The sequence below is a fragment of the Pseudomonas sp. BF-B-30 genome (assembly GCF_019956305.1).
GTDB lineage: Bacteria > Pseudomonadota > Gammaproteobacteria > Pseudomonadales > Pseudomonadaceae > Aquipseudomonas > Aquipseudomonas jessenii.
Window position 1 is genome coordinate 1 of record NZ_JAHBDG010000033.1, and the last position, 12,324, is coordinate 12,324.

Below are 12,324 nucleotides of genomic sequence, written 5' to 3' on the forward strand. Positions count from 1 at the left end.
CGAAGGCGGTGGATCATCCAACACCTCAGTTGACTGCCAGGCCGCCTTCGCGAGCAAGCCCGCTCCCACAGGGCCCCCCTCTGGAACTACTTGAAGATCAATGCCTGCGGCACATCCACATCCCACACCACACCAGGATCATCCACGCTCACTTCAACCACCCGCCCTTGGGCGAACAGCGGCTTGGCGCCGCGATCCCCCGATAACGCCATCAACCCCGCCGCGAAGTCCCGTCCGAACCCGACCGGATGCCCGTACCCGCCGTCCTGCACGGGCACGCTGATACTGTCATCGCCAATCCCCGCCACCACTTGCTCGATACTCGATGGCAGGATGAACGGCATATCCCCCAGCACCATCAGCCAGCCATCGAGTTGCTTGCAGGTAGCGACTCCCGCGGCAATGCTGTCGCCCATTCCCGTCGATTCGATCAGCACAATCTCGCAGCCATAGGCCTGAGCCATGCGAATCACTTGCGGGCGGTCAGCAGTGGTCACCAGTACGCGCTTGTCCAGCCTCGCCGGCAGGTTGACCAATGTGTGCTCGATGACGGACCGCACCACGCCGTCACGCCCGGTGCAATCGGCCACCAATTTATCCTTTTCGGCACCCGCCACCTGACGAAACCGGCTGCCCTGCCCCGCTGCCAACACGATAACGCCGATGGATTTGCTCATACGCTCTCCCGCAGGGCTTTCTTCTGCTTCAGTTCGATGCCGTTTTTGACCGCCACGATTTCCGCCATGAGCGACAAGGCAATTTCCGCTGGATTATGACTGCCGATGTGCAAACCGATCGGACCATGCAAGCGGTCAATCGCCGATTGCGACAACCCCAGTTGAGCCAGGTTTTCCCGGCGCTTCTGGCTGTTGACCCGCGATCCCAGCGCTCCGACGTAAAAAGCCCTGGAATCCAGGGCCGTGAGCAGCGCCATGTCATCCAGACGCGGATCATGGGTCAAGGCCACGATAGCCGTGCGTTCATCGGTCTGGATATTCAATACCGCCTCATCCGGCATGCCCGAAACGAATCGTCCGTGCTGTTCCTCCCAGCCGTAGACGAACTCGCTACGCGGGTCGCAAATCAGCACCTCAAAATCCAGCAGCCGGGCCATTTCCGCCACATAGCGCGACAGCTGCCCCGCGCCGATCAGCAGCAAGCGCCAGCGCGGGCCATGGATCACCCGCAAGGTCTGTCCATCGAACGTCAACACGTCAGTTTTACTGGCCGACTGCAAAAGTACTTCGCCGGTGGTCAGGTTCAGTTCACGCGCAACGATTTCATGGGCCTCGCAACGGGCGAGCAATTGCTCGACCCAATCCCCATCGTCGATACGTTCCTCGGTCAAGCGCAAGGTGCCACCACAGGGCAAGCCGAAACGTGCGGCTTCCTCGCGGGTCACGCCGTAGGTGATCAATTGCACCGGCGGCCCGTCAAGTGCGAGGCGTCCGTCGTGCAACCGGGCAATCAAGTCATCTTCGACACACCCGCCCGAGACCGAACCAATCACCATGCCGTCTTCGCGCAAGGCCAGCATGGCGCCGGGTGCCCGGGGCGCAGTGCCCCAGGTTTCGACCACGCTGTACAACACCACCCGCTGACCGGCGCGATGCCATTGCAACACGCTGCGCAGGACGTTCAGATCGGCGCTGTCCATCAGGCGCCGGCCTTCTGCCAACCCGACAGCTGATAACGAACCGGCAGATTGCGGATGCGTTTGCCGGTGGCGGCGAAGATCGCGTTGCACAGTGCTGGCGCAATCGGTGGCACGCCCGGTTCACCCACACCACCCAACGGGACATTGCCCGGCGGTGTCACCAGATGCACCGCCACTTCTTTCGGTGCCAGGGACATGCGCGCCACTTCGTACATATGGAAGTTATCCTGCTGGACCTTGCCGTCCTTGAAGCTGATTTCCCCCAGCACTGCATTACCCAGGCCCATGACGCAGGCGCCTTCGAATTGCGCGCGAATCCGCTCGGGGTTGATCTGCGGCCCGCAATCGACGGCGATGTCAGCCTTGTGCACCACCAGCGTACCGTCGTCCTTGACCTCCACCTCGATCACCGCCGCCACATAGGTCACGAAGCTGTAATGCACTGCCAGGCCCAGGCCGCGTCCCTTGGGCAACTCACGCCCCCAACCGGCGGCTTTGGCGGCGGTCTCCAGTACCGTGCGCAGGCGCGCGGTGTCGATCGGATAACGCTCGGGGGATTCGCCGTAGTTCCACTCTTCACTCAAGGTACGCGGATCGATCTGACGGTCCGGGCCGAGCAATCTGATCTGGTACTTCAGCGGATCCTGCCCGGCCTTGTGCGCCAGTTCATCGATAAAACTCTGGATCGCGAAACCATGGGGAATGTTCGACACCGAGCGATACCAACCTACCCGGGTATGCACCATTGCCTCGGGGTTTTCCAGGCGAATGTTGGGGATCGCATACGCCATGTTGGTGAACCCCATGCCCAGTTCGAACGCCGCCTCATGGTTCATGCCCGGCGCAAACAACGCGGTGATGCTCGGCGCCACCGTACGGTGCAACCAGCCGGATGGCAGGCCATCCTTGTTCAGGCTGGCCTTGAGGTATTCGGCCGACACGGTGTGAAAATAGGAACAGTGGATGTCGTCTTCGCGGGTCCATTGCACCCGCACCGCTTTGCCGGGGAATTCCTTGGCGAGGATGGCGGCCTCGATGATGAAGTCAGGCTTGGACTTGCGTCCGAACCCGCCCCCGAGCAGGGTCACGTTGAACGTGACCTTGTCGAACGGCAGGCCCAGGCGCTCACCGATCCGTTCCCGGGTGACCTGCGGCGCCTGGCTTGGCCCCCAGGCTTGGCACGCACCGTCCTTGAACCGCGCAATGGCGACCATCGGTTCCATCGGCGACTGTGACAAATGCGGCAAGTAGTAGGAGGCTTCCAGCGTGCTATCGGCGCTGGCCATGGCCTCATCGAGGTTGCCGGTATTGCGCACCACCTTGCCGGGCTTGAGCGAGGCGGCTTCGAGTTCCTTGCGATAGGCAATCGAGTCGTAGCTGGCGTTGGGGCCGTCGTCCCATTCGATTTTCAGTGCCTCACGGCCCTTGATCGCCGCCCATGTATTGCTCGCCACCACGGCGATGCCGCCCAGGGGTTGGAACTCCGAAGGCAACGGACGGCTTTCGATCTGTACCACTTTGACCACGCCTGGGACTTTCATCGCCGCGCTGCCATCGAAGCTTTTGACCTTGCCGCCATACACCGTGGGCCGCGCGATGGTCGCGTACAGCATGCCGTCGAAATGCACGTCGGCGCCGTACACCGCACGACCATTGACGATGTCCTCACCGTCGATGGCCTTGGTGCCTTCCTTACCGATATATCGAAATTCCGAAGGTTGCTTGAGTCTCAGGTTTTCTCGCGCAGGCACGGCCAACGCGCCAGCGGCGGCGGCCAGCACGCCATAGCCCAGTTCGCGGCCCGACGGTTTATGAATGACTTTATGAAGTTGGGCCTGGCACTCGCCGACTGACACTTTCCATTGGTCAGCGGCGGCTTGTTCCAGCATCGCGCGTGCGGCGGCACCGCAGCGACGCATCGGCTCGTACCAGTGACGCATGCTGCGCGAGCCGTCGGTGTCCTGGTTGCCGAAGCGCACTTCATCGCCGGGGGCCTGCTGTACCTTGACCATCGCCCAGTCGGCTTCCAGTTCATCGGCCACCACCATGGTCAAGCTGGTGCGCACGCCCTGGCCCATCTCCGAGCGGTTGCAGATAACGGTCACCGTGCCATCGGCGGCGATACTCACATAGACTTTCGGATCGTCGACCCAACCGTGGGGCATACCGTCGGCGCCGAACTTCTTCTCTTTCTCTTCGGCAAACGCGTCTTGCCAGCCCCAACTCGCGGCGACCACCAGCGCACCGGTCGCCCCCACGCCCTTGAGAAAACCACGGCGACTGAGGTTGCTCAGGGCGAAATCATTCGGTAACCGGCTCATGCCTTGGCCTCCTTCAGGTGAGTGGAAGCCTGACGGATCGCGGTCTTGATACGGTTATAGGTGCCGCAGCGACAGATGTTGCCGACCATGGCTTCTTCGATCTGCTCGTCGCTCGGGTTCGGATGGGTCTTGAGCAGTGCCGTCGCCGACATGATTTGCCCGCCCTGGCAGAAGCCGCATTGAGCCACTGCCGTGTCGAGCCAGGCTTGCTGCACGACTTTGCCGATCGGGTCGGCGTGCAGGTTGTCGATGGTGCTGACATTCTGCCCGACGACTGAACCGATGGGCGTAATGCAACTGCGTGCCGGAGCCCCTTCAATATGAATGGTACAGGCGCCGCACAGGCCCATGCCGCAGCCGAATTTGGTGCCGTTGTAACCGGCCACGTCGCGGATCGCCCAGAGCAGCGGCATGTCCTCGGTGACGTCGAGTTGATGGTCTTGACCATTGAGTTTCAGGGTAATCATGGGCACGCCCGCATAGGTCTTGAGTTATGGGGTCGAGCAATCTGCCGCTGGATCTCGGTGGGTCGCACGCAGATCGACTCAGGCTAATGGGCTCTCTTATGCGGACGCAAACGGTCTGCACCGGGCCTTTGGTGGAGCAAGAGTGTGCATCGTTAGCTAACTAAGTTAACCGAGCATTAACAAAAAAGCCCTGCACAATAAACATTGTGCAGGGCTTTTTGATCCGTCTTGAAAGCTTAGCTCAATACCGGTTCGGCTCCATTTCCAGATCGACATGGAAACGCTCGAGAATGTCTTTCTGGATGCGCTGCGCCAGGTTCAGCAGTTGCAGGCCCGTCGCGGCTCCATAGTTGACCAGCACCAGCGCCTGCAATTTATGCACGCCAGCATCGGCTTCACGGAAACCTTTCCACCCTGCCCGCTCGATCAGCCAACCGGCGGCCAGTTTCATCTGCCCGTCGGGTTGCGCATAGGCCACCAGGTCCGGGTATTCGCCCTTGAGCCGTGCAGCCAGCGCCGACGACACCAAAGGGTTCTTGAAAAAGCTGCCGGCATTGCCGAGTACGGCCGGGTCCGGGAGTTTTTCGTTGCGGATGCTGCAAATGGCCTGGCTGACATCGCTGGCGGTCGGATGCTCGATGCCTTGTTCGGTCAGGCGCTGGCGCACCGGGCCGTACTCCAGGTGCAGATGCGCGGCGCGGTCGAGGGCGAAACGCACACGCAGGATCAACCAACGCCCCGGCTCCTGCTTGAACAGGCTGTCGCGGTAGGCGAAGTTGCACTCTTGCAGGGTAAAGTCGCGCAGTTCGCCGGTCTGGCGATCGAGGGCGGTCAGGCCGGCGAAGACGTCCTTGATCTCGACGCCATAAGCGCCGATGTTCTGCATCGGTGCCGCACCGACAGTGCCGGGAATCAGGCTGAGATTTTCCAGGCCGGACAGCCCCAGGGACAGTGTGTGTTGCACAAATGGATGCCAGGGCTCGCCTGCCTCGGCCTCGATCACCACTTTGCCGCCCTCATCGCTCAGCACGCGAATCCCGCGCGTGGCCATGCGCAGAACCAGTGATTCGATATCCGCCGTCAGCAACAGGTTGCTGCCGCCGCCGATCACCAGCACCGGGACCTTGTGCTCCAGCCCGTAGGCCAGAGCTTCGCGCACATCGGCGTCGCTATGGGCCTGGGCAAACAGCCGGGCCTGGACATCCACGCCAAAGCTGTTGAACGGCTTGAGCGAAACCTGTGATTGAACCTGCAAACTCATAACCGTCCCTTCAATTCGATCACCAGCAAATCACTGGCGTGCTCGATCAGGTCCAGCACCTGCTCGAAGCCTTGTTCGCCGTCGTAGTACGGGTCCGGCACTTCATCGACTGGCGACTGGTAGCGACGCAGGAACAGGTCCAATTCGGCCTTGCCCTTGGCCGGCTGCAAGGCCTTGAGGTTGCGCAGGTTGCTGTTGTCCATCGCCAGGATCAGGTCGTAGGTGGCGAAATCGGCACGACTGACTTGCCGGGCGCGCTGGGCGGACAAGTCATAACCGCGCAGCTTCGCCGCGGCCTGACTGCGCTTGTCCGGCGCCTTGCCGACATGCCAGTCACCGGTGCCGGCGGAAGCGACTTCGACCTGATCGGCCAAGCCGGCCTCGCGCAGCTTATGCCGCAGCACGCCTTCGGCCGTGGGCGAGCGACAGATGTTGCCCAGGCAGACAAACAAAACCCGCATCACGCCTCCAGCAGGCGACGAACGCGCTCAAGGTCTTCAACGGTGTCGACACCGGGTGGCGGCGCGATCAGTGCATCGGCGACGTGAATTCGTACGCCGTGCCACAGCGCACGCAGCTGTTCCAGACACTCGGTGTTTTCCAGCCAGCATGGACCCCAGCTGACGAAATCCTGCAGGAATCCGGCGCGATAGGCATAAATGCCGATATGGCGGCGGTACGGCACACCTTCGGGCAACTGCTCACGGTTCACGGCGAAGGCATCCCGCGCCCAGGGCAAGGTAGAACGACTGAACGTCAGCGCCAGGCCATTGAGGTCGCTGACGACCTTGACCACGTTGGGATTGAACAGGGTGTCCACGTCTTCGATCGGCTCGGCCAGGGTGGCCATGCGCGCTTCGGCGTGGGCTGCCAGGTTGGCGGCCACCTGATCGATCACGTTCGGCGGGATCAGCGGTTCGTCGCCCTGGACGTTGACCACGATAGCGTCGGGCGCCAGGCCCAGCTTCATCGCGACTTCGGCCAGGCGATCGGTGCCGGAGTTGTGATCTTCGCGGGTCAACACCACTTCGGCGCCAAAGCCATTGCAGGCCTCGACGATGCGCGCGTCGTCGGTGGCCACCACTACCCGCTCGGCGCTGCTTTTACTCGCCTGTTCCCAGACGTGCTGGATCATCGGCTTGCCGGCGATCAGCAGCAGCGGCTTGCCGGGCAGGCGTGTGGAGGCGTAACGCGATGGAATGACGACGGTAAAGGCTGTGGTCATTTATCCAGGCGCTCGTCGGTGGTCAGGGTGCGCGCTTCGGATTCGAGCATCACCGGGATGCCGTCGCGAATCGGGTAGGCCAGGCCTGCGCCCTTGCTGATCAGCTCGGTCTTGTCGGCGCTGAGCTTGAGCGGGCCTTTGCAGACCGGGCAAGCGAGGATATCGAGCAATTTGGTGTCCATGAGCATTCCCTGGAAAAAACGGAGTTAAGGCAACAAACGAGCCGGCAGCAGGCGCATCAACTGCGTGTCGAACCAGGCCACGAAGGCCGGCGACGGCACAGCATCGACCGCCAGGTACCACCAGTCGGCGGCGGCAAAGGCACGGCATTTCACCGCGTCCTTTTCCGTCATCACCAACGGCAATGACGGCGTGAAGTTCAACGCCTCCACGCTGTATTCGGCGTGGTCGGCAAACGCATGTGGAACCGGCTGCCAGTGTAGCGTTTCGAGGGTCTTGAAGAAACGTTGTGGATTGCCGATGCCGGCCACCGCGTGCACGGCCTGGCCTGCGCCAAAGTGGTCGAGGGGACGCCGTTCGCCGCTGCGCAGGTTGACCAGCGCGGTGGGTTGCAACAGGAAGGCAAATCCATCGTCGCGGTCGGCCACGGCACCGTTGTAGAGGACCGCGTCGACGCTTTGCAGGCGCTCGACCGGCTCACGCAATGGCCCGGCAGGCAGGCAACGGCGATTGCCCAGGCCACGGGCGGCGTCGATCAGCACCAGTTCCAGGTCACGGGCCATGCGGTAGTGCTGCATGCCGTCGTCGGACAGGATCAGGTCCAGCGGCTCACTGGCCAACAAGGTTTTGACGGCGTTGCTGCGATTGGGGTCGATCATCAGCGGGACGCCCGTGCGCTGGACGATCAGCAACGGCTCGTCACCGGCGACGTCGGAGCTTTGCTCGGCCTCGACTCGCCATGGCAGTTGCGGCGGTTTGGCGCCGTAGCCGCGGCTGACCACGCCGACCCGCAGGCCGCTGCGCTGGCAGTGCTCGATCATCCACAGAATCAGCGGTGTCTTGCCGGTGCCACCCACGGTGATGTTGCCGACCACGATCAGCGGCACCGGTGGCTGATAGATCTCGCCCTCTCCGGCCAGAAAGCGCTTGCGCTTGTTCATGACCACGCGCCGGTACAGCCATTCCAGCGGCTGCAACAGTTTCAGGGCCGGATGACCTGCGTACCACGCGGCGAGCAATCGATCGGACATGGCCATCAGGACGCGGGGGGCGCCGCTTCGACAGTGGTCATGCGCAAATGGCTGAAACCGAGCTTGCCGGCCGCATCCATGGCGGTGATGACGGACTGATGCTGTGTCTTGCCATCAGCGCTGATCGACAGTGGCCGGTTGGTGTCGCCATTGGCTTCCTTTTGCAGCGCGTCCATCAGCGAAGCCAGGTCGCTTTTCGGCAGGATCTGGTTGTTCACCGAGAACACGCCGTCGGCACTGATGGCGATGTCCAGAGGCTTGTTCTGATCGTCGGCCGGCGCGCCGCTGACCGCTTCCGGCAGATCGACGCGCAGCTGGGTTTCACGGGTGAAGGTGGTGGTCACAACAAAAAACAGCAGCAGGATGAACACCACGTCGATCAGCGACGCGAGGTTGATGTCCACCGTTTCCCGTGGTTTGCGGCGGAATTTCACGCTTTGCTCCCGGCCAGGTCCACATCGCGGTCGCCCTGCACTACCTCGACCAGTTTGATCGCTTCCTGCTCCATCCCTACCACCAGTTCATCGATCCGGCGTTGCAGGAATCGATGGAAGAATACCGCCGGGATACCAACCATCAAACCGGCAGCCGTGGTGATCAGGGCCTTGGAAATACCACCGGCCAGTACCGAGGCGTTGGTGGTCATGCCTGAGCCTGTGAACGCGCTGAAAATATCGATCATGCCCAGCACGGTACCGAGCAAGCCCAGCAACGGGGCCATGGCAGCAATGGTGCCCAGGGCGTTGACGTAGCGTTCGAGCTCATGGATGACCCGTTGAGCGGCCTCTTCGATGCACTCCTTCATGATCTCGCGGCCATGCTTGGAGTTGGCCAGGCCGGCCGCCAGGATCTCGCCCAAAGGCGAATTGGCGCGCAGTTCCTTGAGCTTTTCCTTATTGAGCTGTTTGTCCTTGATCCAGACCCATACCTGCCCGAGCAAGTGCTCCGGGGTCACGCGGCTGGCCCGCAGGGTCCACAGACGCTCGGCAACGATCGCCATGGCCGCGATGGAACTCAAAATGATCGGCAGCATCATCCAGCCGCCGGATTTGACCAATTCCCACACAGTGACAGCCCCCTCGAAAAAGTGCGCCACTCTAACATAGGGGGTGGACGCACCGAAGACCGTGATGTCGCATCCGGTCGGGCTTTGATAACGCTCGGTTATGGGTTCAAGGGCGGCGGATCGAGCCAGAAACGCCGTTCCTGGCGCAATGACCACGGCGGCTCGAAGCGTCCCAGTTGCAGACGAATGGCACCCTGTTCGACGCTGTCGTAGATCGCCATTCCACGTTTTTGATAACGCGCGATGACCGTGGGATGCGGATGGCCAAACGAATTGCCCTGCCCGCGGGAGATCAGCGCACCTTTGGGTTGCAGGACATCCAACAGGGCATTGGACGACGAGCTGCGACTGCCGTGGTGTGGCGCCTGCAGCCAATCGGTGGGCCGGGCCAACGGACTGTCCAGCAGGGCTCTCTCGGCGGCGGCATCGATGTCGCCACTCAACAGCAGCCGTTCGCCATTGGCCTCGATCAGCAAGATACAAGAGTTCTGGTTGCTATCGCCGGCCAATGGCCAGTGCCAAAGCTGGAAATCGACTTCATCCCAGGTCCATCGCCGACCGCTCTCACATCTCCCGGCCTGCAGTTGCGCAGGCAAGTCTGACGGTTCACCACTGACCACCTGTTTCACCGGCAACCCCCTGGCAATCGCCGAGGCACCGCCGGCATGATCGGCGTGGGCGTGGCTGATCAGCATCAGGTCTATGCCCTTCACCCCCAGTTTGCGCAATGCCGGCAGCACCACCCGTTCCCCCTGGTCGAGTTCTCCGAAACGCGGTCCGGCGTCATACAGCAACGTGTGATGCCGAGTGCGCACCAGGATCGCCAGGCCTTGACCGACATCCAGTTGCCAGACTTCCGCCATGCCCTCCTGCAACATCGGCCTGGGCGAAAAAACCAGCATCAACAGCATGGGCCACCCTAACGGGCGCATCGGCAAGCCTCGCGGCAGCAAGAGCAAAAAGGCGCCAATAGCACCGATTGCCCAGGCCCATAGCGGGACTGCCGCGGGCACCCACGCAGGAACCTGACCGGAGACGAACCCCAATCCGCTGAACCAACCGTCGATCAGGCCGCCCGCCAACCACAGCAGTTTCTCACCCACATAAGGCACCGGCAGCAACAGCGTCCCGAGCAACGCCGGTGGCAATACCACCAGACTGATCCAGGGCACCGCAAACAAATTGGCCAGCGGCCCGCTCAGACTGATGGGCAACCCCAGTGCCAATAACAACGGGCACAGCCCGATTGCAATCAGCCACTGGGCACGGGTCCAGGTCTGCCACCAACGCCACGGCCCCAAACGTCCGCCGAAGGTCAATATCAAGACTGCCACGGCCGCGAAAGACAGCCAGAAACCAGGCTGGAGACTCGCCAGCGGCGCCAGCAGCAAAATGCCGTTGAGTGCCAACAACAGTGGCCACCACGCACCGAGATGACGGAACCGCAGACGCCACAACAACACCAGACCAATCATCAAGCAGGCCCGTCGCACCGGCACCTCGAAACCGGCCAGCATCCCGTAGCCGAGCGCAGCGGCGAATGCCAGGCCACACGCCTAGGGCAACCATGGCAGACGGTTCGGCCATAACCCAAAGCGGGCCAGGCCGGCGATCAGCAGATACACGACGCCCGCCAGCAATCCGATGTGCTGCCCGGAAATCACCAACAGATGAACCGTGCCGGTGTCCTGCAATACCTGCCAGTCTTCGCGACTCAACCCGGCGCCGTCCCCGAGCACCAACGCCGTCAACGCGCCGTTTCGCCCTTGGGCATCCACCGCCAGCAAACGCTGACGGATTGCATCGCGCCAGGCCCACTGGGCTGGCGCAAGGCGTTCGCCCTGCTTGATCGTCCCGGTCGCCCCGATGCGTTGTGCCAGCAACCAGGCCTGGTAGTCGAAGGCCTGCGGATTGAGCAGCCCGACCGGACGCTTCAACTTGACTGCCAGGCGCCAGCGCTCGCCACTGTTCACCGGCGGCCCGCCATACCAGGCCAGACGCATTTGCTGCGGCAGCCGGGTACGTCGGGACTGGATGTCGGTCAACTCGAAACGCACGACACCGTCGTCATGCCGGGGCAAGCCAGTGACCCGCCCTTCGACCCAACGGGTTTCTCCGTCCAGCGCCGGCGGTAACCGGTCATCCAGCGCCCACTGCGCATTCGCGCAGGCCCAACTCAGGCCGAACAGGTAAAACGCCACCGGATAAGTCCTGAACGGCAGCAACATCAACCCCGTCACCGGCATCGCCAGCCATAACCAGACCGGCGGTAATGCCGGTAAAAAACGCAAGGTCAAAAGACCCAACGCCAGCGCCATCATCCCTGTGCGCATAAGCCCGTCCTTGAAAGTCCCCTTCAAGGCTTAGCCCGCTCGTCGCATGGGCGCCGTCAATAATTGTCACAAAATCTGAATAGGCAGTTCATGGAATCCAGACATACTTGCCGCCCTGACCGACCGAGAAGCCTTATGCCCCGGCGCTTATTCAAACGCTACATGCCAGACCCGATGAGCATCAGGGAACACAAGTCCTTACGCTTTCTCGGCACGCTGTTGCATGACCCGAACCTGTGGCACCTCAACCGCCACTCCGTTGCCCGCGCCATGGCGGTGGGGCTGTTCGCCGCGTTCCTGCCGATCCCGCTACAGATGCTGCTGGCGGCAATCCTCGCCATCATCGTGCGCGGTAACATGCCGATTGCCGTGAGCCTGGTCTGGCTGACCAATCCGATCACCATGCCTGCCGTGTTCTTTTGCACGTACCAGACCGGCGCCTGGCTGATGGACGTTCCCGCCCGGCAGTTGCCGGACTCACTGAACTGGGAATGGATCACGGGTGAAATCTCGACCTTGTGGCAACCGTTTCTGTTGGGCTCAGTGGTAACGGGGCTGGTACTCGGCGCACTGGCCTACTTCCTGGTGATGATGTATTGGCGCTGGTGGGTGGCCAGGCAGTGGAAGCGGCGCAAGAAGAGCCGGATGTGAGAATGCAAACGGCCTCCACTTGGGAGGCCGTTTTTTTGCGGTGTCCGGGCTGACGCCATCGCGAGCAAGCTCGCTCCCACAGGGATCTTCAGTGCTACATGGATCCATGTGTGGGAGCGGGCTTGCTCGCGA

At 62.1% G+C, this 12,324-nt stretch carries 12 protein-coding genes and 1 pseudogene; 1 reads left to right on the forward strand and 12 read right to left on the reverse strand.

The features are described from left to right. Nucleotides 1–86: 86 nt before the first annotated feature. From KGB29_RS17260 to KGB29_RS17315, 12 genes and pseudogenes are all read right to left on the reverse strand, one after another. A complete protein-coding gene (locus KGB29_RS17260; RefSeq protein ID WP_223543736.1) occupies nt 87–677 on the reverse strand; it encodes an NTP transferase domain-containing protein in 591 nt (196 codons plus the stop codon). After that, a complete protein-coding gene (locus tag KGB29_RS17265; RefSeq protein ID WP_223543735.1) occupies nt 674–1,657 on the reverse strand; it encodes an XdhC family protein in 984 nt (327 codons plus the stop codon). The genes KGB29_RS17260 and KGB29_RS17265 overlap by 4 nt, the downstream gene beginning before the upstream one ends. Beyond that, nucleotides 1,657–3,978 carry a xanthine dehydrogenase family protein molybdopterin-binding subunit gene (locus KGB29_RS17270; protein WP_223543734.1) on the reverse strand — a complete coding sequence of 774 codons (2,322 nt, stop codon included), beginning with the start codon at nt 3,976–3,978 and terminating at the stop codon, nt 1,657–1,659. The genes KGB29_RS17265 and KGB29_RS17270 overlap by 1 nt, the downstream gene beginning before the upstream one ends. After that, entirely contained in the window at nt 3,975–4,445 is a 471-nt protein-coding gene (locus KGB29_RS17275; protein ID WP_015096391.1) for a (2Fe-2S)-binding protein, read from the reverse strand. Before KGB29_RS17275 ends, KGB29_RS17270 begins: the two co-directional genes overlap by 4 nt. 241 nt (nt 4,446–4,686) lie before the next feature. Beyond that, nucleotides 4,687–5,706 (reverse strand): UDP-N-acetylmuramate dehydrogenase, encoded by a 1,020-nt coding sequence (gene murB, locus KGB29_RS17280; protein WP_223543733.1) that lies wholly within the window; start codon nt 5,704–5,706, stop codon nt 4,687–4,689. Then, nucleotides 5,703–6,167 carry a low molecular weight protein-tyrosine-phosphatase gene (locus KGB29_RS17285; RefSeq protein ID WP_090457215.1) on the reverse strand — a complete coding sequence of 155 codons (465 nt, stop codon included), beginning with the start codon at nt 6,165–6,167 and terminating at the stop codon, nt 5,703–5,705. The genes murB and KGB29_RS17285 overlap by 4 nt, the downstream gene beginning before the upstream one ends. Then, nucleotides 6,167–6,931 (reverse strand): 3-deoxy-manno-octulosonate cytidylyltransferase, encoded by a 765-nt coding sequence (gene kdsB, locus KGB29_RS17290; RefSeq protein WP_090457217.1) that lies wholly within the window; start codon nt 6,929–6,931, stop codon nt 6,167–6,169. Before kdsB ends, KGB29_RS17285 begins: the two co-directional genes overlap by 1 nt. Continuing rightward, a complete protein-coding gene (locus KGB29_RS17295; RefSeq protein WP_003179363.1) occupies nt 6,928–7,113 on the reverse strand; it encodes a Trm112 family protein in 186 nt (61 codons plus the stop codon). Before KGB29_RS17295 ends, kdsB begins: the two co-directional genes overlap by 4 nt. Before the next feature lie 24 nt (nt 7,114–7,137). After that, nucleotides 7,138–8,148, reverse strand: a complete 1,011-nt coding sequence (lpxK, locus tag KGB29_RS17300) for a tetraacyldisaccharide 4'-kinase (protein WP_223543732.1) — start codon at nt 8,146–8,148, stop codon at nt 7,138–7,140. Beyond that, nucleotides 8,148–8,576 carry an ExbD/TolR family protein gene (locus tag KGB29_RS17305; protein ID WP_057713701.1) on the reverse strand — a complete coding sequence of 143 codons (429 nt, stop codon included), beginning with the start codon at nt 8,574–8,576 and terminating at the stop codon, nt 8,148–8,150. Before KGB29_RS17305 ends, lpxK begins: the two co-directional genes overlap by 1 nt. Then, entirely contained in the window at nt 8,573–9,208 is a 636-nt protein-coding gene (locus KGB29_RS17310) for a MotA/TolQ/ExbB proton channel family protein (protein ID WP_057713700.1), read from the reverse strand. Before KGB29_RS17310 ends, KGB29_RS17305 begins: the two co-directional genes overlap by 4 nt. A gap of 98 nt (nt 9,209–9,306) precedes the next feature. Next, nucleotides 9,307–11,541, reverse strand: a pseudogene (locus KGB29_RS17315) (DNA internalization-related competence protein ComEC/Rec2). A gap of 135 nt (nt 11,542–11,676) precedes the next feature. Here KGB29_RS17315 and KGB29_RS17320 point away from each other — a divergent pair. Beyond that, nucleotides 11,677–12,192: a DUF2062 domain-containing protein gene (locus KGB29_RS17320; protein WP_057713698.1), complete on the forward strand. Its 516-nt coding sequence runs from the start codon at nt 11,677–11,679 to the stop codon at nt 12,190–12,192. Nucleotides 12,193–12,324 lie beyond the last annotated feature (132 nt).

Bases quoted from the DNA above. Each gene is read 5' to 3' on its own strand.
- KGB29_RS17260 (WP_223543736.1), bottom strand. From the start codon at position 677: ATGAGCAAATCCATCGGCGTTATCGTGTTGGCAGCGGGGCAGGGCAGC.
- KGB29_RS17265 (WP_223543735.1), bottom strand. From the start codon at position 1,657: ATGGACAGCGCCGATCTGAACGTCCTGCGCAGCGTGTTGCAATGGCAT.
- KGB29_RS17270 (WP_223543734.1), bottom strand. From the start codon at position 3,978: ATGAGCCGGTTACCGAATGATTTCGCCCTGAGCAACCTCAGTCGCCGT.
- KGB29_RS17275 (WP_015096391.1), bottom strand. From the start codon at position 4,445: ATGATTACCCTGAAACTCAATGGTCAAGACCATCAACTCGACGTCACC.
- murB (WP_223543733.1), bottom strand. From the start codon at position 5,706: ATGAGTTTGCAGGTTCAATCACAGGTTTCGCTCAAGCCGTTCAACAGC.
- KGB29_RS17285 (WP_090457215.1), bottom strand. From the start codon at position 6,167: ATGCGGGTTTTGTTTGTCTGCCTGGGCAACATCTGTCGCTCGCCCACG.
- kdsB (WP_090457217.1), bottom strand. From the start codon at position 6,931: ATGACCACAGCCTTTACCGTCGTCATTCCATCGCGTTACGCCTCCACA.
- KGB29_RS17295 (WP_003179363.1), bottom strand. From the start codon at position 7,113: ATGGACACCAAATTGCTCGATATCCTCGCTTGCCCGGTCTGCAAAGGC.
- lpxK (WP_223543732.1), bottom strand. From the start codon at position 8,148: ATGGCCATGTCCGATCGATTGCTCGCCGCGTGGTACGCAGGTCATCCG.
- KGB29_RS17320 (WP_057713698.1), top strand. From the start codon at position 11,677: ATGCCCCGGCGCTTATTCAAACGCTACATGCCAGACCCGATGAGCATC.